General features: G+C 61.1%; 21 protein-coding genes and 1 pseudogene. 16 read left to right on the forward strand and 6 right to left on the reverse strand.

Translation table 11 applies throughout. The features are described 5' to 3' along the window. Window positions 1–37: 37 nt before the first annotated feature. Window positions 38–1,729 carry a sigma-54-dependent Fis family transcriptional regulator gene (locus BZ163_RS08700; RefSeq protein ID WP_033045105.1) on the reverse strand — a complete coding sequence of 564 codons (1,692 nt, stop codon included), beginning with the start codon at window positions 1,727–1,729 and terminating at the stop codon, window positions 38–40. 405 nt (window positions 1,730–2,134) lie between these two features. Between BZ163_RS08700 and dmpK the strand changes: the two genes are divergently transcribed. The 15 genes and pseudogenes from dmpK to BZ163_RS08775 all read left to right on the forward strand — a co-directional run bounded on the left by dmpK (window position 2,135) and on the right by BZ163_RS08775 (window position 14,251). After that, the gene (dmpK, locus tag BZ163_RS08705) at window positions 2,135–2,413 is read left to right on the forward strand and encodes a phenol 2-monooxygenase auxiliary component DmpK (protein ID WP_050511657.1); all 279 of its coding nucleotides are present in this window, start codon (window positions 2,135–2,137) and stop codon (window positions 2,411–2,413) included. Between the two features lie 52 nt (window positions 2,414–2,465). Continuing rightward, on the forward strand, window positions 2,466–3,461 hold the full coding sequence (dmpL, locus tag BZ163_RS08710; protein WP_023086561.1) for a phenol 2-monooxygenase oxygenase component DmpL: 996 nt from the start codon (window positions 2,466–2,468) through the stop codon (window positions 3,459–3,461). A gap of 3 nt (window positions 3,462–3,464) precedes the next feature. After that, window positions 3,465–3,737: a phenol 2-monooxygenase stimulatory component DmpM gene (gene dmpM / locus BZ163_RS08715; RefSeq protein WP_033045108.1), complete on the forward strand. Its 273-nt coding sequence runs from the start codon at window positions 3,465–3,467 to the stop codon at window positions 3,735–3,737. Between the two features lie 11 nt (window positions 3,738–3,748). Then, window positions 3,749–5,298 (forward strand): annotated as a pseudogene (gene dmpN / locus BZ163_RS08720) (phenol 2-monooxygenase oxygenase component DmpN). Window positions 5,299–5,365: 67 nt separating this feature from the next. Further along, window positions 5,366–5,725, forward strand: coding sequence for a phenol 2-monooxygenase oxygenase component DmpO (dmpO, locus tag BZ163_RS08725; protein ID WP_033045113.1), 360 nt, complete (start codon window positions 5,366–5,368; stop codon window positions 5,723–5,725). A 10-nt stretch (window positions 5,726–5,735) separates the two neighbouring features. After that, the gene (dmpP, locus tag BZ163_RS08730; protein ID WP_033045114.1) at window positions 5,736–6,797 is read left to right on the forward strand and encodes a phenol 2-monooxygenase reductase component DmpP; all 1,062 of its coding nucleotides are present in this window, start codon (window positions 5,736–5,738) and stop codon (window positions 6,795–6,797) included. Window positions 6,798–6,805: 8 nt separating this feature from the next. After that, the gene (locus BZ163_RS08735; protein WP_050511658.1) at window positions 6,806–7,111 is read left to right on the forward strand and encodes a 2Fe-2S iron-sulfur cluster binding domain-containing protein; all 306 of its coding nucleotides are present in this window, start codon (window positions 6,806–6,808) and stop codon (window positions 7,109–7,111) included. Window positions 7,112–7,138: 27 nt separating this feature from the next. After that, window positions 7,139–8,062: a catechol 2,3-dioxygenase gene (locus BZ163_RS08740; protein WP_033045115.1), complete on the forward strand. Its 924-nt coding sequence runs from the start codon at window positions 7,139–7,141 to the stop codon at window positions 8,060–8,062. Between the two features lie 36 nt (window positions 8,063–8,098). Next, window positions 8,099–9,559 carry a 2-hydroxymuconic semialdehyde dehydrogenase gene (locus BZ163_RS08745; protein WP_033045116.1) on the forward strand — a complete coding sequence of 487 codons (1,461 nt, stop codon included), beginning with the start codon at window positions 8,099–8,101 and terminating at the stop codon, window positions 9,557–9,559. 7 nt (window positions 9,560–9,566) lie between these two features. After that, window positions 9,567–10,418 (forward strand): alpha/beta fold hydrolase, encoded by an 852-nt coding sequence (locus BZ163_RS08750; RefSeq protein WP_033045117.1) that lies wholly within the window; start codon window positions 9,567–9,569, stop codon window positions 10,416–10,418. Between the two features lie 11 nt (window positions 10,419–10,429). Beyond that, complete coding sequence (gene dmpE, locus BZ163_RS08755; protein WP_032488425.1) at window positions 10,430–11,215, forward strand: 2-oxopent-4-enoate hydratase; 786 nt, start codon at window positions 10,430–10,432, stop codon at window positions 11,213–11,215. A 15-nt stretch (window positions 11,216–11,230) separates the two neighbouring features. Then, a complete protein-coding gene (locus tag BZ163_RS08760) occupies window positions 11,231–12,169 on the forward strand; it encodes an acetaldehyde dehydrogenase (acetylating) (protein WP_032488426.1) in 939 nt (312 codons plus the stop codon). Between the two features lie 11 nt (window positions 12,170–12,180). Further along, on the forward strand, window positions 12,181–13,218 hold the full coding sequence (gene dmpG / locus BZ163_RS08765; protein WP_017849278.1) for a 4-hydroxy-2-oxovalerate aldolase: 1,038 nt from the start codon (window positions 12,181–12,183) through the stop codon (window positions 13,216–13,218). Then, window positions 13,215–14,009: a 2-oxo-3-hexenedioate decarboxylase gene (gene dmpH / locus BZ163_RS08770; protein WP_032488427.1), complete on the forward strand. Its 795-nt coding sequence runs from the start codon at window positions 13,215–13,217 to the stop codon at window positions 14,007–14,009. Before dmpG ends, dmpH begins: the two co-directional genes overlap by 4 nt. Window positions 14,010–14,038: 29 nt before the next feature. After that, a complete protein-coding gene (locus BZ163_RS08775; protein ID WP_256245983.1) occupies window positions 14,039–14,251 on the forward strand; it encodes a 2-hydroxymuconate tautomerase in 213 nt (70 codons plus the stop codon). Window positions 14,252–14,394: 143 nt separating this feature from the next. On the opposite strand, the gene BZ163_RS08780 is transcribed toward BZ163_RS08775, so the two are convergent. Beyond that, window positions 14,395–15,009 (reverse strand): hypothetical protein, encoded by a 615-nt coding sequence (locus BZ163_RS08780; protein ID WP_050511643.1) that lies wholly within the window; start codon window positions 15,007–15,009, stop codon window positions 14,395–14,397. A gap of 68 nt (window positions 15,010–15,077) precedes the next feature. Continuing rightward, window positions 15,078–15,440, reverse strand: coding sequence for a hypothetical protein (locus tag BZ163_RS08785; RefSeq protein ID WP_223271197.1), 363 nt, complete (start codon window positions 15,438–15,440; stop codon window positions 15,078–15,080). Window positions 15,441–15,568: 128 nt separating this feature from the next. On the opposite strand from BZ163_RS08785, the gene BZ163_RS08790 reads away from it, so the two are divergent. Further along, a complete protein-coding gene (locus BZ163_RS08790) occupies window positions 15,569–15,916 on the forward strand; it encodes a helix-turn-helix domain-containing protein (RefSeq protein WP_033044433.1) in 348 nt (115 codons plus the stop codon). Between the two features lie 11 nt (window positions 15,917–15,927). Here the strand turns inward: BZ163_RS08790 and BZ163_RS08795 are convergent, their stop codons facing one another. The 3 genes from BZ163_RS08795 to BZ163_RS08805 all read right to left on the reverse strand — a co-directional run. Further along, the gene (locus tag BZ163_RS08795; RefSeq protein ID WP_033044431.1) at window positions 15,928–16,245 is read right to left on the reverse strand and encodes a hypothetical protein; all 318 of its coding nucleotides are present in this window, start codon (window positions 16,243–16,245) and stop codon (window positions 15,928–15,930) included. 73 nt (window positions 16,246–16,318) lie between these two features. Beyond that, window positions 16,319–16,816 carry a DNA repair protein RadC gene (gene radC / locus BZ163_RS08800; protein WP_033044429.1) on the reverse strand — a complete coding sequence of 166 codons (498 nt, stop codon included), beginning with the start codon at window positions 16,814–16,816 and terminating at the stop codon, window positions 16,319–16,321. A gap of 41 nt (window positions 16,817–16,857) precedes the next feature. Then, window positions 16,858–17,657, reverse strand: an 800-nt coding sequence (locus BZ163_RS08805) for a hypothetical protein (protein ID WP_256578970.1), incomplete at its 5' end; no start/stop codon positions are given.

The raw sequence follows: 17,657 nt of genomic DNA on the forward strand, positions 1-17,657 counted from the left end.
CAGGCGTTTATTCATTTGATCAAACGCCTGGAAAGGCTCAGATATCCACTCCGATTTTCTTGAGCCGATAAGCCAGCGCGGGACGCGTCAGACCCAGTAAACGAGCGGCCCCGGAGACATTCTGATTGGCCTGTTGCATGGCTTCACGCATCAGGGTCTCTTCGATCTCGTCGAGGCTGAGCCCGCTGGCCAGGACCTGTGGCACCCAGCCGCCGGCATCGCCTTGCGGATGGACCAGCATGCCTTCGGCCGAGACCCGATCACTGTTGCCCTGGCTGCCCTCTGGCAACTGCGGGAACAGCGCCTGCACGCTGATGCTCTCGTTGTGCTCGGTGAGGATGATGCCGCGTTCGATGACGTTTTCCAGCTCGCGGATATTGCCCGGCCAGCTGTAGTGCATGCAGGCCTGCATCGCCTTGTCGGAGAGGCCCAGGGTCTTCTTGCCGTACTCCTCGTGGAAGCGCTTGATGAAATGCTCCGTCAGCAGCGGGATGTCCTCGCGGCGTTCGCGCAGCGCCGGGATCGCCACCGGGAACACGTTCAGCCGGTAGTAGAGGTCGGCCCGGAAACGCCCGGCCTTGACCGCCTGGGCCAGGTCCTCGTGGGTCGCGGCGATGACCCGCACGTCGATTTGCCGCGTGCGGTTGTCGCCGACCCGCTCCAGCTCGCCCTCCTGCAGCACCCGCAGCAAGGTCGCCTGGGCACGAGGACTGAGCTCGATCACCTCATCGAGGAAGATGGTGCCCTGGTTGGCCCGCTCGAAACGGCCCATGCGTGACTGGGTGGCACCGGTAAAGGCACCCTTTTCCACGCCGAACAGCTCGGACTCGATCAGGTCAGGCGGAATCGCTGCACAGTTGACCGCCACGAAGGGCTCGTTGGCGCGCTTGCTGCGCAAGTGCACGCTGCGGGCGATCACCTCCTTGCCGACCCCGGTTTCACCGAGCAAAAGCACCGAGACCTTGCCCTGCGCGGCCTTGTCCATCATCTGCCGTACATGCTGGTAGGCCGATGACTGGCCGATACCGTAATACTGTCCTTCCTGCTTGTGCAGGCTGGTACGCAGCGAGGCCACCTGTGATTGCAGCTCGTACAACTCCTCGATGATCGGGTCGCTCTTGAAGTACTGCTTGAAGGCCTCGGCGTCTTCCCATTCCTCGGAGGGCTTGCCGATGACCCGGCACTTGTCGCCGCCACAGCCGCGGCAGCTGATTTCCTTGAAGATGATTTCCCGACCTATGAAGGCGGAGGAATAGCTGCAGGCGTAGCCGAGCAGCATCCAGCAGACTGGCTCGTCCATCGGCCCGAGTTCGCTCTGGCTGATTTCCACTTCGAAAGAGTCGATCCACTCGACCTCGACGTAGAAGCGGCCGCTTTCCTTGTCGATGTCCACCTCGGTGGGGCGGGCCTTGACCAGGCCCTTGAGTGAATGCAGCTGCGGCCCAGCGAGGAACATGCCGACTTCGCTGGCATTCGGTCTAAGCTTCCTGGCCAGTTCGGCATCCTTCAGGCCGGACTGGTAACCCTGGCGCAGGAAGAAGCCCTTGGCGCGTTCGATGCCCAGGGTATTGACCATTTCCCGGCGAAGGCTGGCCATTGCTGAAACCTGCAGCAACAGCATGCGTTGTTCGCCAAGCCAGATCTTGCCTTCCGTGCTCTGGAAGTGGATCAGGTTGGTCAGGTCCTTGAAATCGGAGTGCTGGATTTCAGGCTTGTACTTGATCTGCATGTAAGCGAGGCCCCTATTTATTTTTAGATGGGGAAATCAGGGTCGCCGCTATAGCGCAAGGCAGGCGGCGATTCCAGATGGGGTCATAGGGAAAATCGGCAGTTTTTTCACCTGCGCCAGCTCCCCATAGCCGGCCTCAGTATCTGGCAAAAGTCAACCAAATTATCAATCGACGGCAGTGACTTTAGTACTAGAGATCAGCGTTCAGCTGCGCCATGAGCATTTGCTCAAACGGCCTTGGGCAATTGATCAAATGCTTAAAAAGTCTGCGCAAGCGCGGCTTAATTTCGCTCGCTCCGATCATTCTAAAAATTAGAAACACATTGAAAAACAATACCTTGAAGTCGGTTTTCAGACCTTGGCACAGCTGTTGCTTTATGTCCTGCGCAATCCGCCAACCTGGAGATGGCCGTGACCAATACCCCCACACCGACTTTCGATCAGTTCACTCGTTACATCCGTGTGCGCAGCGAACCAGAAGCCAAGTTCGTCGAGTTCGATTTTGCCCTTGGCCACCCTGAGTTGTTCGTCGAGTTGGTGCTGCCGCAAGACGCCTTCGTGAAGTTTTGCCAGCACAACCGCGTGGTGGCAATGGACGAAGCGATGGCCAAGGCGGTGGACGACGACATGGTCAAGTGGCGCTTCGGCGATGTCGGTCGCCGCTTGCCGAAAGACCCGGGCTGAGAACCCTGCCGACAGGCAGATGGGCATCCAACAACAAGAGGGTACGGTTGATATGAGCGTAGAGATAAAGACCAATACGGTGGATCCGATCCGCCAGACCTACGGCAACCTGCAACGGCGCTTCGGCGACAAGCCGGCTAGCCGTTATCAGGAAGCCAGCTACGACATCGAAGCGGTCACCAACTTTCACTATCGCCCGCTGTGGGACCCGCAGCACGAGCTGCACGATCCGACCCGCACGGCGATCCGCATGACCGATTGGCACAAGGTCACCGACCCCCGCCAATTCTACTACGGCGCCTATGTGCAGACCCGCGCGCGGATGCAGGAAGCCACCGAACACGCCTATGGCTTCTGCGAAAAGCGTGAGCTGCTGAGCCGTCTGCCGGCCGAGTTGCAGGCCAAGCTGCTGCGCTGCTTGGTGCCGCTGCGGCATGCCGAGCTGGGCGCCAACATGAATAACAGCAGCATCGCCGGCGACAGCATCGCCGCCACCGTGACCCAGATGCACATCTACCAGGCGATGGACCGCCTGGGCATGGGCCAGTACCTCTCGCGCATCGGCCTGCTGCTCGATGGCGGCACCGGCGAGGCGTTGGATCAAGCCAAGGCCTATTGGCTCGACGACCCGATCTGGCAGGGCCTGCGTCGCTACGTCGAAGACAGCTTCGTGATCCGCGACTGGTTCGAGTTGGGCCTGGCGCAGAACCTGGTGCTCGACGGCTTGCTGCAGCCGCTGATGTACCAGCGCTTCGACCAATGGCTCACAGAGAACGGTGGCAGCGATGTGGCCATGCTCACCGAGTTCATGCGCGACTGGTACGGCGAAAGCACGCGCTGGGTCGACGCCATGTTCAAGACCGTGCTTGCCGAAAATGACGCTAACCGTGAGCAGGTGCAGGCCTGGCTGGAGGTCTGGGAGCCGCGTGCCTACGAGGCATTGTTGCCCCTGGCCGAGGAAGCCACCGGTATCGCCGCGCTGGATGAAGTCCGCAGCGCCTTCGCTACTCGCCTGCAGAAAATCGGCCTGAAAAGCCGCGAGGAATAAAGCATGTCATCACTCGTCTACATCGCCTTCCAGGATAACGACAACGCGCGTTACCTGGTGGAAGCGATCATCCAGGACAACCCCCACGCCGTCGTCCAGCACCACCCGGCGATGATCCGTATCGAGGCCGAGAAGCGCCTGGAGATCCGCAGGGAAACCGTGGAAGAGAACCTCGGCCGCGCCTGGGACGTCCAGGAAATGCTGGTGGACGTAATCACCATCGGCGGCAACATCGACGAGGACGATGACCGCTTCGTCCTCGAGTGGAAGAACTAGGAGACACGCTCATGACGACCAATAAGAAACGCCTCAACCTGAAAGACAAATACCGTTATTTGACCCGCGACCTGGGCTGGGAGCCGAGCTACCAGAAGAAAGAAGATGTGTTCCCCCTGGAGCACTTCGAAGGCATCAAGATCACCGACTGGGACAAGTGGGAAGACCCCTTCCGCCTGACCATGGACAGCTACTGGAAATACCAGGCGGAGAAAGAGAAGAAGCTCTACGCGATCTTCGACGCCTTTGCCCAGAACAATGGTCATCAGAACATTTCCGATGCGCGCTACGTCAACGCCCTGAAGCTGTTCCTCACCGGCGTTTCACCGCTGGAATACCAGGCCTTCCAGGGCTTCTCGCGGGTTGGCCGGCAGTTCAGTGGCGCCGGTGCGCGGGTCGCCTGTCAGATGCAGGCGATCGACGAGCTGCGCCATGTGCAGACGCAAGTCCACGCCATGAGCCATTACAACAAGCACTTCGATGGTTTGCATGACTTCGCCCACATGTACGACCGGGTCTGGTTCCTCTCGGTACCCAAGTCCTTTATGGACGATGCGCGGACCGCCGGTCCGTTCGAGTTCCTCACCGCCGTCTCGTTCTCCTTCGAGTACGTGCTGACCAACCTGTTGTTCGTACCCTTCATGTCCGGTGCCGCCTACAACGGCGATATGGCCACGGTCACCTTCGGTTTCTCCGCGCAGTCGGACGAGGCGCGGCACATGACCCTGGGTCTGGAAGTGATCAAGTTCATGCTCGAACAGCATGAAGACAACGTGCCCATCATCCAGCGCTGATCGATAAGTGGTTCTGGCGCGGTTACCGCCTGCTGACCCTGATCGGCATGATGATGGACTACATGCTGCCGAACAAAGTGATGTCCTGGTCTGAGGCCTGGGGGGTCTACTTCGAGCAGGCCGGTGGCGCGCTGTTCAAGGATCTGGAGCGCTATGGCATCCGGCCGCCGAAATACGTCGAGCAGACCACCATCGGCAAGGAGCACATCACCCACCAGGTGTGGGGGGCCTTCTATCAATACAGCAAGGCCACCAACTTCCATACCTGGATACCCGGCGACGAGGAACTGAACTGGCTGTCGGAGAAATACCCGGACACCTTCGACAAATACTACCGCCCGCGCTTCGAGTTCTGGCGTGAGCAGCAGGCCAAGGGTGAGCGCTTCTACAACGACACCCTGCCGCACCTCTGCCAGGTGTGCCAGGTACCGGCGATTTTCACCGAGCCGGACGATCCGACCAAGCTCAGCCTGCGCAGCCTGGTGCACGAGGGGGAGCGCTATCACTTCTGCTCGGATGGCTGCTGCGACATCTTCAAGAACGAGCCGGTGAAGTACATCCAGGCCTGGCTGCCGGTGCACCAGATCTACCAGGGCAACTGCGAAGGCGGGGATGTCGAGACGGTGGTGCAGAAGTACTACCACATCAAAAGCGGCGTGGACAATTTGGAGTACCTGGGCTCGCCCGAGCACCAGCGCTGGCTGGCCCTGAAAGGTCAGACCCCACCAACTGCCGCCCCGGCGGACAAGAGCCTGGACGCCGCCTGAGGCAGCGCCAGCCGCTCAGGGGTGAAGCACCGCCCCTGAGCCATTCCAAGAACAAGAGGGTTCGATCATGACTGTCAACTCAATCGGCGAATACACCGCCACGCCACGGGATGTGCAGGCCAACTTCAACGGCATGCAACTGCTCTACCTCTACTGGGAAGAGCACCTGATGTACTGCTCCGCGCTCGCGTTCTTGGTAGCCCCCGGCATGCCCTTTGCCGAGTTCCTCGAGCAGGTGCTCAAGCCCGCGATCCACGCCCATCCGGACAGCGCGAAGATCGATTTCAGCCAGGCGCTCTGGCAGCTGAACGACCAGCCGTTCACCCCGGACTACGCCGCCAGCCTGGAAGCCAACGGCATCGACCACAAAAGCATGCTGCGTCTGAACACCCCGGGCCTGAACGGCATCCAGGGTTCCTGCAGCTGAGAGGTGTGTCATGACTTACAACGTCACCATCGAGCCTACCGGTGAAATCATCGAGGTCGAGGAGGGCCAGACCATCCTGCAAGCGGCCTTGCGCCAGGGCGTCTGGCTGCCATTCGCCTGCGGCCATGGTACCTGCGCGACCTGCAAGGTGCAGGTAGTCGAAGGCGAGGCCGACCACGGCGCCGCCTCACCCTTTGCCCTGATGGACATGGAGCGTGACGAGGGCAAGGTCCTGGCCTGCTGCGCCATGCCCATGAGCGATATGGTGATAGAGGCGGATATCGACGTCGATCCGGATTTCGCCGGCCATCAAGTCGAGGACTACCGCGGGGTGGTCAGCGCCCTGGTCGACCTGTCGCCGACCATCAAGGGTGTGCACATCAAGCTCGATCGGCCGATGACCTTCCAGGCCGGGCAATACATCAACCTGACCCTGCCGGGCGTTGAAGGATCACGCGCCTTCTCCCTGGCCAACCCGCCGAGCCAGGCCGACGAGGTGGAGTTGCATATCCGCCTGGTCGAGGGCGGCGCGGCCACCAGCTTCATCCACCGGCAGCTCAAGGTCGGCGATGCGGTTGAGCTGTCCGGGCCCTACGGGCAGTTCTTCGTCCGTGGCTCCCAGGCCGGCGACCTGATTTTCATCGCCGGCGGCTCCGGTCTGTCCAGCCCGCAGTCGATGATCTTCGACCTGCTGGCGCAGGGCGACACGCGGCAGATCACCCTGTTCCAGGGCGCGCGCAACCGCGCCGAGCTTTACAACCGCGAGCTGTTTGAGGAACTGGCCGCGCGCCACTCCAACTTCAGCTACGTGCCGGCACTCAACCAGGCCCACGACGACCCGGAGTGGCAGGGCTTCAAAGGCTTTGTCCACGACGCCGCCAAGGCCCACTTCGACGGTCGTTTCAGTGGCCACAAGGCCTATCTCTGCGGTCCGCCGCCGATGATCGACGCGGCCATCACCACCCTGATGCAGGGTCGGCTGTTCGAGCGGGACATCTTTATGGAGCGCTTCTTCACCGCCGCCGATGGGGCTGAGGACAGCACCCGTTCGGCCTTGTTCAAGCGCATCTGAGGTGCGTCATGAGCAGCCCCCCGTTTCAGGTGCACGAAACCAACAGCGGCCAGTCCTTTACCTGCCGCCCGGATCAGTCGGTCCTGCGGGCCATGGAGGAGCAGGGCAAGCGTTGCGTGCCGGTCGGTTGCCGTGGTGGTGGCTGTGGGTTGTGCAAGGTGCGCGTGCTCAGCGGCGACTACCAGTGCGGCAGGATGAGCTGCAGTCAGGTTCCACCGGAGGCCGCGCAGCAGGGCCTGGCCTTGGCCTGTCAACTGTATCCACGCGCTGATCTGTACATCGAATCCCTTCGCCAAGTGCGAAGCAATCCCTGACAACAAGAAACATTAAGAGGTGTCGTGATGAAAAAAGGAGTTATGCGCCCGGGCCACGTCCAGCTTCGCGTGTTGAACCTGGAGGCTGCGCTAACGCATTACCGCGACCTGCTCGGCCTGATCGAGATGGACCGCGACGAGCAGGGCCGCGTCTATCTGAAGGCCTGGAGCGAGGTGGACAAATTTTCCGTGGTGCTGCGTGAGGCCGACCAGCCGGGCATGGATTTCATGGCCTTCAAGGTGCTCGACGAGGACTGCCTGAACCGCCTCACCGAGGACCTGCTCAACTATGGCTGTCTGGTCGAGAGTATCGCCGCCGGCGAACTCAAGGGGTGTGGCCGACGGGTGCGCTTCCGGGCACCGTCCGGGCACTTCTTCGAGCTCTATGCGGACAAGCAATACACCGGTAAATGGGGGGTCGAGGAGATCAACCCCGAGGCCTGGCCGCGCGATTTAAAGGGCATGCGCGCCGTGCGTTTCGACCACTGCCTGATGTATGGCGACGAGCTGCAGGCGACCTACGAACTGTTCACTGAGGTGCTCGGTTTCTACCTGGCCGAGCAGGTGATCGACGACAACGGCACGCGCATCGCGCAGTTCCTCAGCCTGTCGACCAAGGCGCACGACGTGGCCTTCATCCATTGCCCGGAGAAGGGCAAGTTCCACCATGTGTCGTTCTTCCTGGAAACCTGGGAGGACGTGCTGCGCGCAGCCGACCTGATCTCCATGACCGATACCTCTATCGACATAGGCCCGACCCGCCACGGCCTGACTCACGGCAAGACCATCTACTTCTTCGACCCTTCGGGCAACCGCAACGAGGTGTTCTGTGGCGGCGATTACAACTACCAGGACCACAAACCCGTGACCTGGCTGGCCAAGGATCTGGGCAAGGCGATCTTCTACCACGACCGTGTGCTCAACGAACGCTTCCTGACCGTGCTGACCTGAAACCAGCCTGTCTGACCTTTTGCAGAGATTGCATAGATGAAAGAGATCAAGCACTTCATTAACGGCGCCTTCGTCGGCTCGGCCAGCGGCCGCACCTTCGAGGACGTCAACCCCGCTAATGGCCAGGTGATTGCCCGTGTTCACGAAGCTGGTCGCGCCGAAGTCGACGCAGCGGTGCAGGCCGCACGCGCCGCGCTGAAAGGCCCCTGGGGCAAGATGAGCGTGAGCGAGCGGGCGGAGATCCTGCACCGCGTGGCCGACGGCATCACCGCACGTTTCGACGAGTTCCTCGAAGCGGAATGCCTGGATACCGGCAAGCCCAAGTCGCTCGCCAGCCATATCGACATCCCGCGCGGTGCGGCCAACTTCAAGGTCTTCGCCGACCTACTGAAGAACGTCGCCACCGAAGCCTTCGAGATGGCCACGCCGGATGGTAGTGGCGCGATCAACTACGCGGTGCGCCGCCCCAAGGGGGTGATCGGGGTGATCAGCCCGTGGAACCTGCCGCTACTGCTGATGACCTGGAAGGTCGGCCCGGCCCTGGCCTGCGGCAACACGGTGGTGGTCAAGCCCTCGGAGGAAACCCCACTGACTACCGCGCTGCTCGGCGAGGTGATGCAGGCGGCCGGCGTGCCGGCTGGGGTGTACAACGTGGTGCATGGCTTCGGCCCGGATTCGGCCGGCGCCTTCCTCACCGAGCACCCGGACGTCAACGCCATCACCTTCACCGGCGAAACCCGCACCGGCGAGGCGATCATGCGCGCGGCGGCCAAGGGTGTGCGGCCGGTGTCCTTCGAACTGGGCGGCAAGAACGCCGGCATCGTCTTCGCCGACTGCGACCTGGACAAGGCCATCGAAGGCAGCATGCGGTCGGTGTTCGCCAACGGCGGCCAGGTCTGCCTGGGCACCGAGCGCCTGTATGTCGAGCGGCCGATCTTCGATGAGTTTGTCGCCCGCCTCAAGGCCGGCGCCGAGAGCCTGGTGATAGGTACGCCGGATGACCCGCAGGCCAACTTCGGCCCGTTGATCAGCCTGCAGCACCGCGAGAAGGTCCTCTCCTATTACCAGAAGGCGGTTGATGAGGGCGCCACAGTGGTCACCGGCGGCGGCGTGCCCGAGATGCCGGCCGAACTGGCTGGCGGCGCCTGGGTGCAACCGACCATCTGGACCGGCTTGGCCGACGGTGCCGCGGTGGTCACCGAGGAAATCTTCGGCCCCTGCTGCCATATCCGCCCGTTCGACCGCGAGGAAGAAGCCGTCGAGTTGGCCAATAGCCTGCCCTATGGCCTGGCGGCGACCATCTGGACCGAGAACACCTCGCGCGCGCACCGCGTCGCCGGGCAACTGGAGGCCGGCATCGTCTGGGTTAACAGCTGGTTCCTGCGCGATCTGCGTACCGCCTTCGGCGGCAGCAAGCAGTCGGGTATAGGCCGGGAAGGGGGTGTGCACTCGCTGGAGTTCTACACCGAACTGAAAAACATCTGCGTGAAGTTGTGAGGCAGCCATGAATGCACCCCAGAACAGCCCGGAAATCGGCCGCGAGATTATCGCCGCCGGCATTCGCACCAACCTGCATGACAGCGGCGCAGGCTTCCCGCTGATGATGATCCACGGCTCCGGCCCCGGCGTGACCGCCTGGGCCAACTGGCGCCTGGTGATGCCAGAGCTGGCCAAGAGCCGCCGGGTGATAGCTCCGGACATGCTCGGCTTCGGCTACAGCGAGCGCCCGGCCGATGCGCAGTACAACCGTGATGTCTGGGTCGATCACGCGGTCGGCGTGCTCGATGCGCTGGAGATTGAACAGGCCGACCTGGTTGGCAACTCCTTCGGTGGCGGCATAGCCCTGGCGTTGGCCATCCGCCATCCCGAGCGCGTGCGCCGGTTGGTGCTGATGGGCAGCGCCGGGGTCAGCTTCCCGATCACCGAGGGCCTCGACGCGGTCTGGGGCTACAACCCCTCGTTCGCCGAGATGCGCCGTCTGCTGGACATCTTCGCCTTCGACCGCAATCTGGTGAACGACGAACTGGCCGAGTTGCGCTACCAGGCCAGCATCCGTCCAGGCTTCCACGAATCCTTCGCGGCGATGTTCCCGGCGCCGCGCCAGCGCTGGGTCGACGGCCTGGCCAGCGCCGAGGCGGCGATCCGCGCCTTGCCTCACGAAACCCTGGTGATCCATGGCCGCGAGGACCAGATCATCCCGCTGCAAACCTCGCTGACCCTGGCCGACTGGATCGCCCGTGCGCAACTGCACGTGTTCGGCCAATGCGGCCACTGGACGCAAATCGAACACGCCGCACGTTTCGCTAGCCTGGTCGGGGATTTCCTCGCCGAGGCGGACGCCGCTGCCATTTCCTGAGAGAGACGAAAATGGACAAGATTTTGATCAACGAGCTCGGCGACGAGCTGTACCAGGCAATGGTCAATCGCGAGGCGGTCAGCCCGCTGACCGAGCGTGGCCTGGATATTTCCGTCGACGATGCCTACCACATCTCCCTGCGCATGCTCGAACGCCGACTGGCCGCCGGCGAGAAGGTGATCGGCAAGAAGATCGGTGTCACCAGCAAGGCAGTGCAGAACATGCTCAACGTACACCAGCCGGACTTCGGTTACCTGACCGACCGCATGGTGTTCAACAGCGGCGAGGCGATGCCGATCAGCCAGTTGCTGATGCAGCCCAAGGCCGAGGGCGAGGTTGCCTTCATCCTCAAGAAGGACCTGATCGGCCCCGGCGTGACCAACGCCGACGTACTGGCCGCCACCGAGTGCGTGATGCCCTGTTTCGAGATCGTCGATTCGCGCATCCGCGACTGGAAAATCAAGATCCAGGACACCGTGGCGGACAACGCCTCCTGTGGCTTGTTCGTGCTCGGCGACCAGGCGGTATCGCCGCGCCAGGTCGACCTGGTCACCTGCGGCATGGTGGTGGAAAAGAACGGCCACATCATCAGCACCGGGGCCGGCGCCGCGGCGCTCGGTTCGCCGGTCAACTGCGTGGCCTGGCTGGCCAACACCCTGGGCCGTTTCGGCATCGCGCTGAAAGCCGGCGAGGTGATCCTGTCCGGCTCGCTGGTGCCGTTGGAGCCGGTCAAGGCCGGCGACGTGATGCGCGTCGACATCGGCGGTATCGGCAGCGCCTCCGTGCGCTTCACCTAAATTGGAGGCTTGCAGATGAACCAGAAACTCAAAGTCGCGATCATCGGTTCGGGCAATATCGGCACCGACCTGATGATCAAGGTGCTGCGCAACGCCAAGTACCTGGAAATGGGCGCCATGGTCGGCATCGACGCCGCCTCCGACGGCCTGGCCCGCGCCCAGCGCATGGGCGTGACGACCACCTATGCCGGCGTCGAAGGGCTGATCAAGCTGCCCGAATTCGCCGACATCGATTTCGTCTTCGACGCCACCTCGGCCAGTGCCCACGTGCAGAACGAGGCGCTGCTGCGCCAGGCCAAACCTGGCATCCGCCTGATCGACCTGACCCCGGCGGCCATCGGCCCGTACTGCGTGCCGGTGGTCAATCTGGAGGAGCACCTCGGCAAGCTCAACGTCAACATGGTTACCTGCGGCGGCCAGGCGACCATCCCGATGGTCGCCGCGGTCTCCCGTGTGGCCAAGGTCCATTACGCCGAGATCGTCGCCTCGATCAGCAGCAAGTCGGCCGGACCCGGCACCCGCGCCAACATCGACGAGTTCACCGAGACCACCAGCAAAGCCATCGAAGTGATCGGTGGTGCGGCCAAGGGCAAGGCGATCATCATCATGAACCCGGCTGAGCCGCCGCTGATCATGCGCGACACCGTGTATGTGCTGTCCGCCGCCGCCGATCAGGCCGCCGTCGCGGCCTCGGTGGCGGAAATGGTTCAGGCGGTGCAGGCCTACGTGCCCGGCTATCGCCTGAAGCAGCAGGTGCAGTTCGACGTGATCCCCGAGTCCGCGCCGCTGAACATCCCCGGTCTCGGCCGGTTCAGCGGGTTGAAGACCTCGGTGTTCCTCGAAGTCGAAGGCGCCGCCCATTACCTGCCGGCCTACGCCGGCAACCTCGACATCATGACCTCCGCCGCGCTGGCTACCGCCGAGCGTATGGCGCAGTCGATGTTGAACGCCTGAGGAGCTGCACCATGACGTTCAATCCGAGCAAGAAACTCTATATCTCCGACGTAACCCTGCGTGACGGCAGCCATGCCATTCGCCACCAGTACACCCTGGACGACGTACGTGCCATCGCCCGTGCGCTGGACAAGGCGAAAGTCGACAGCATCGAAGTCGCTCACGGCGATGGTTTGCAGGGCTCGTCTTTCAACTATGGCTTCGGACGGCACACTGACCTGGAGTACATCGAGGCGGTGGCCGGTGAGATCAGCCACGCCCAAATTGCCACCTTGCTGCTGCCGGGGATCGGCAGCGTGCATGACCTGAAGAACGCCTATCAGGCTGGCGCCCGAGTGGTGCGTGTCGCCACCCATTGCACCGAAGCCGACGTCTCGAAGCAGCACATCGAGTACGCCCGCAACCTTGGCATGGATACCGTCGGCTTCCTGATGATGAGCCACATGATCCCGGCCGAGAAACTGGCCGAGCAAGGCAAGTTGATGGAGAGCTACGGCGCCACCTGCATCTACATGGCCGACTCCGGTGGGGCGATGAGCATGAACGACATTCGTGATCGCATGCGCGCGTTCAAGGCCGTGCTCAAGCCCGAAACGCAGGTCGGTATGCACGCGCACCACAACCTCAGCCTTGGCGTAGCCAACTCTATTGTTGCCGTGGAAGAAGGCTGCGACCGTGTCGACGCCAGCCTGGCCGGCATGGGCGCCGGTGCCGGCAACGCACCACTGGAAGTGTTCATCGCCGTTGCAGAACGGTTGGGCTGGAACCATGGCACCGACCTCTACACCCTGATGGATGCCGCCGACGACATCGTCCGCCCGTTGCAGGATCGCCCGGTGCGGGTCGACCGCGAGACCCTCGGCCTCGGATATGCCGGTGTCTATTCCAGCTTCCTGCGTCACGCCGAGATCGCGGCCGCCAAATACAACCTGAAAACCCTCGACATTCTCGTCGAACTGGGACACCGGCGCATGGTCGGCGGCCAGGAAGACATGATCGTGGACGTCGCCCTCGACCTGTTGGCGGCCCACAAGGAGAACCGCGCATGAACCGCACTCTGACCCGTGACCAGGTGCTGGCCCTGGCCGAACACATCGAAAATGCCGAACTCGATGTGCATGACATCCCCAAGGTGACCAACGATTACCCGGATATGACCTTTGCCGACGCCTACGACGTGCAGTGGGAAATCCGTCGGCGCAAGGAAGCCCGTGGTAACAAGGTGGTCGGTCTGAAGATGGGCCTGACGTCCTGGGCCAAAATGGCGCAGATGGGCGTGGAAACACCGATCTACGGCTTCCTTGTCGACTACTTCAGCGTGCCGGATGGCGGTGTGGTGGATACCTCGAAGCTGATCCATCCGAAGATCGAGGCAGAAATCAGCTTCGTCACCAAGGCTCCATTGCACGGCCCTGGCTGCCATATCGGCCAGGTGCTGGCGGCTACCGACTTCGTGATTCCGACAGTCGAAGTGATCGACTCACGTTATGAGAACTTCAAGTTCGACCTGATCAGCGTGGTGGCCGACAACGCATCGTCGACCCGTTTCATCACCGGTGGGCAGATGGCCAACGTGGCGGATCTGGATCTGCGCACACTCGGCGTGGTGATGGAAAAGAACGGCGAAGTGGTAGAACTCGGCGCCGGTGCGGCAGTGCTTGGCCATCCGGCTTCCAGCGTGGCGATGTTGGCCAATCTGCTGGCCGAGCGTGGTGAGCATATCCCCGCGGGCAGCTTCATCATGACTGGCGGCATCACCGCTGCGGTACCGGTGGCACCGGGCGACAACATCACGGTGCGCTATCAGGGCCTTTGCTCGGTGAGTGCGCGCTTCATCTAACCCTGTGTGGCCGGCGTGCGCGCCGGCCATTGTCGACTAGGAGTACTGCAATGCCGATTGCTCAGCTTTACATCATCGAAGGTCGTACCGACGAGCAGAAGGAAACCTTGATCCGCCAAGTCAGCGAAGCCATGGCGAACTCGCTGGATGCACCCCTCGAGCGGGTGCGTGTGCTCATTACCGAAATGCCGAAGAATCACTTCGGCATTGGTGGCGAGCCGGCAAGCAAGGTCAGGCGCTAGTATGAGAGTGTTCGTTAAAGAGTTTGATTTGAATCCCAGAGCGGGTTGATAGGCAGAAAGAGCTACTGCTCTCTTTCGCCGCTCAAACGCAAAGTGCCCCTCTGTGGCAGGAGGCACTTTTTAGATGAAGCGTTATATTTAGTTTAGTCCTCGACATGCAGGCCGCACTCGGCCCGCATCTCATTCATCATGTCGAAGCTGATCGGGAAATTTGGGTTTTCCTCTTGGATTTCCGTGACCATGGCATCAGAGCAAGCCTCGGTGCCATAGCCTGACACATGGTTGGAGCTGCTCTTTGTATAGAGAGCATGGCCTTGCTGAGGGCCTACATCGCTGCGGTAAGCCGTGGTTTTTCCGCTACTGTCGAAATCCAGGTACCAACCTGAGTCCATTAGGTACCTTCCGTAGACGCCTTGCCCGACCAGCGTCCCTTGCTTGAAGCCATCCCAGTTGTTGAGGACAGCGCAGCCATACTGGCCAAAGTTCACAGGGAAGTAGGCATGGACTGTTTTCAGGAAGCGTTCACCGGTTTCAGTATCAATAAACGGTAGCTGCTTGAACCGCGGAGTGCGTTCACCAGCTATGCGGCAATCGAAGAAACGATTCTTGTCGAGCACCGTCGGGCAGACATAGACATTTTCTCCTTCTACATAAAGGCCTTGGCCGTCTTGGCCCATAGCAAAGTAGCCAACAGCAGCGGTAGTTGAGAGCGCAGCAGCAGCGCCGAGATACAGGGCGGTCTTTCCGGTCATGATCATGATCGAAGTCCTTTCGTGTGGTGGTCGTTGCCCAGGTGTGGGCATGAGGTGATTTTCCGTATTGGCGGTTACTTCTTCTTTTTCTTGTAGCGAACGACGATTCTGTTGAAGGTCGGGTACTTTTCGATTTCGTAATCTGGATTGAATGTCATGAGGTTGTGCATCGCGATCCCGGTGGCTGACAGCAGGCCAAGAGCGCCTGTGACACCGCCTGCGAAGCTGCTAGCTGCTAAGCCAACGCGGCCTACCGTGTAGACACGACAGGTCATCCCCGTGACCTCAATCTTGTTTTCTACCAGGCGAACGGCTTCGAGCAACTTGCCGCCGAGGCCTACGACCTCGAAGGACCCCTTGCTGCTGATGAGTTGAGGAAGTTTGGCGGTGGCCAGGTCGTCGAACGTCAGCTGTGTCATAGCTTCGATACTCTGCATGCGTGTGGCTGCTGAAGTAGGAACCACTTTATTGGATGGATTTCTACCTTTAAGGGTGGATAACAACCTTTGAAGACCTTCATGTCAAGAGGATGGCACTCGACCATTCAGGTTGACCTGGAGGTTTCATGCCTACATCTGAACAAACGAACCTGACTCAACTGGTAGGTAAGGCGATTGCCAAGCAGCGAATACGTGCTGGGCTGAGCCAGGAGCAAGTCGCTGAGCAGTTGGGGATTGGTAGCGAGGCGGTATCACGCATCGAACGTGGTGTGGTGATGCCCAACATCGAGCGACTGATGCAATTCGCGGAGATTTTTGCTTGTGAAGCAGCGGATCTGTTGACGCAGACAAGCACGCGTTCCGAGGACCAGGCAGTGCGTATCAGCCAGATGCTCAATCAACTGAGTGCTGATGATCGCCAGCTCGTCCTTGAACTGGTCGAGCGTTTGAGCCAGCGGCTCGGCAAGGGTTGAGCGCGCTGGTTTCAGGCTTCGGCATTTTCATCGAACAGTGCGCCGCAGCGTAGACACAAGCAGCCGTACTGCCTGAACTGAAAGTGTTGCACGTCTTTCAGAAAGGTCTGGTTTTCAGTCCATTTCTGTTCTGACGCTTTCACGCCATTGGCGAGCAGGGTGAATACGTTTTCCATACTGGTCGTATCGCCTGAAGAGGCATCTGCAGGTTGAAGTTGGCGCGCGGCTCGCAGAAAACCGTGCAGTGTGCTGATGAGCAAGACAACTGCTTTGACTGCATCAGCCGAAACGACGGCGGGCGAATCGCAGATCAAGCAACGTGTGGACATAGGTCGCTCCTGAGACGGCAAGCCGTCCCGTTATCGGAAAGGGATAGGGTGAGAACGGCGCAGCGGTGCGTCGCTACAGATGGCCTAGTTCAGCGAGAGAAGTGATTCCCTCGTGGCCGACGATGAAATGATCCAGTGTTGTGGTGCCGACCATGGCCAAGGCGTTCTTCAGTGTCTGCGTTAGACGCAGATCTGTCTGACTGGGAGAGGGATCACCGGAAGGGTGGTTGTGCACTAGGATCACCGCAGCGGCGTTTTGAGCGAGCACGGTCTTGACCACTTCGCGCGGATACACGCTGGCCGCATCAAGGGTGCCGCGAAACAGCTCCTCGAAACTGATCACGCGGTGTTTGCTGTCGAGCAACAACACCGCGAAGACTTCGTGTGGCAGATCCTGCAGCAACACCTGCAGGTGCTCCCTGACTTTGTGTGGATCAGTCAGTGCGCGGCCCTTACTGAGTCGGTGAGTGGCCAACTGCTGGGCCATACGCAGGATGTCGGTTTCGCTGACGGGTGAATCCACCAGGTAACTGCCGGCGACTTCACCGGCCTTGAGCTTGTGAAATTTCATGGTGTGTCTCCGGATGGCGAGCCGATTCGGCCTGCCCTTGGTTAGGCTGACGGTTCGAGCTGTTGGGATTGGGCTTCGAGCTTCTCGGCGAGTGACTGGGTGTGAACGGTGCTGTCGGGTTTCGACGCGGCGGGCTGACCGTCCGGAAAGAACTCTTCAGCAATGGCGCTGCTGTCCTCGCCGTCGTCCTCGAAGATGCCGTTGCCCAGACCGATTCGTGCGGTGGCATCCAACGCGGCTTGATCAAAGCCCGCCGCCTGACGCGCCTCATCCAATTCACGCGCAGTGAGCAACGCTTGCTCCACGGCCATACCGCTGCGCAGTGTCAGATCGACGTAGAAGATCGGCGTGCCATGGCTCTGCCGGGTGGATTTGCCACGTAAACGCAGCTCCAGTGGCAGGCAGGCCAGACGATCACCTGAAATGGCCCGGAAGTACTGCAGCCGGGCTATCAGCGTGCGGATGCTGTTGAAGCCCGTGGTGCGAAACACGAAGCTGCCCAGGGCATCCTCGTCGCCGATCACCACGTTCATCCGTCCGTAGGGCTTGCAGGCGTTGCCCTTGGCCAGTGGGCAGGCATCGGGCGAAGGGCAGGGCAGCGATTGAACGCCATCCTTGCCGATGCGTTTGCAGGCCTCGCCGTTACCGACACACACCGGTCGCCCGGTTTGTCGATCGAATAAGGTGTAATCAGCGCGGAAATTCAGCTCAGGTTCGTTGAACAGCAAACGGATCGGAATGCTGCGCAACTTGCCGTCTTGGCCATTGCGCAGCGCCTCATTGAGTGGATGCAGTAGCCAGCCGTCGCGGCTCTGGACCTGCGAAGTAATGGTGAACTGAT

The sequence above is a fragment of the Pseudomonas sp. VI4.1 genome (assembly GCF_002029345.1).
Classification (GTDB): Bacteria; Pseudomonadota; Gammaproteobacteria; order Pseudomonadales; family Pseudomonadaceae; genus Aquipseudomonas.

Excerpts from the sequence above, each read along its gene's own strand:
- BZ163_RS08700 (WP_033045105.1), bottom strand. The coding sequence starts at position 1,729 with ATGCAGATCAAGTACAAGCCTGAAATCCAGCACTCCGATTTCAAGGAC.
- dmpK (WP_050511657.1), top strand. The coding sequence starts at position 2,135 with ATGGCCGTGACCAATACCCCCACACCGACTTTCGATCAGTTCACTCGT.
- dmpL (WP_023086561.1), top strand. The coding sequence starts at position 2,466 with ATGAGCGTAGAGATAAAGACCAATACGGTGGATCCGATCCGCCAGACC.
- dmpM (WP_033045108.1), top strand. The coding sequence starts at position 3,465 with ATGTCATCACTCGTCTACATCGCCTTCCAGGATAACGACAACGCGCGT.
- dmpO (WP_033045113.1), top strand. The coding sequence starts at position 5,366 with ATGACTGTCAACTCAATCGGCGAATACACCGCCACGCCACGGGATGTG.
- dmpP (WP_033045114.1), top strand. The coding sequence starts at position 5,736 with ATGACTTACAACGTCACCATCGAGCCTACCGGTGAAATCATCGAGGTC.
- BZ163_RS08735 (WP_050511658.1), top strand. The coding sequence starts at position 6,806 with ATGAGCAGCCCCCCGTTTCAGGTGCACGAAACCAACAGCGGCCAGTCC.
- BZ163_RS08740 (WP_033045115.1), top strand. The coding sequence starts at position 7,139 with ATGAAAAAAGGAGTTATGCGCCCGGGCCACGTCCAGCTTCGCGTGTTG.
- BZ163_RS08745 (WP_033045116.1), top strand. The coding sequence starts at position 8,099 with ATGAAAGAGATCAAGCACTTCATTAACGGCGCCTTCGTCGGCTCGGCC.
- BZ163_RS08750 (WP_033045117.1), top strand. The coding sequence starts at position 9,567 with ATGAATGCACCCCAGAACAGCCCGGAAATCGGCCGCGAGATTATCGCC.
- dmpE (WP_032488425.1), top strand. The coding sequence starts at position 10,430 with ATGGACAAGATTTTGATCAACGAGCTCGGCGACGAGCTGTACCAGGCA.
- BZ163_RS08760 (WP_032488426.1), top strand. The coding sequence starts at position 11,231 with ATGAACCAGAAACTCAAAGTCGCGATCATCGGTTCGGGCAATATCGGC.
- dmpG (WP_017849278.1), top strand. The coding sequence starts at position 12,181 with ATGACGTTCAATCCGAGCAAGAAACTCTATATCTCCGACGTAACCCTG.
- dmpH (WP_032488427.1), top strand. The coding sequence starts at position 13,215 with ATGAACCGCACTCTGACCCGTGACCAGGTGCTGGCCCTGGCCGAACAC.
- BZ163_RS08780 (WP_050511643.1), bottom strand. The coding sequence starts at position 15,009 with ATGATCATGACCGGAAAGACCGCCCTGTATCTCGGCGCTGCTGCTGCG.
- BZ163_RS08785 (WP_223271197.1), bottom strand. The coding sequence starts at position 15,440 with ATGCAGAGTATCGAAGCTATGACACAGCTGACGTTCGACGACCTGGCC.
- BZ163_RS08790 (WP_033044433.1), top strand. The coding sequence starts at position 15,569 with ATGCCTACATCTGAACAAACGAACCTGACTCAACTGGTAGGTAAGGCG.
- BZ163_RS08795 (WP_033044431.1), bottom strand. The coding sequence starts at position 16,245 with ATGTCCACACGTTGCTTGATCTGCGATTCGCCCGCCGTCGTTTCGGCT.
- radC (WP_033044429.1), bottom strand. The coding sequence starts at position 16,816 with ATGAAATTTCACAAGCTCAAGGCCGGTGAAGTCGCCGGCAGTTACCTG.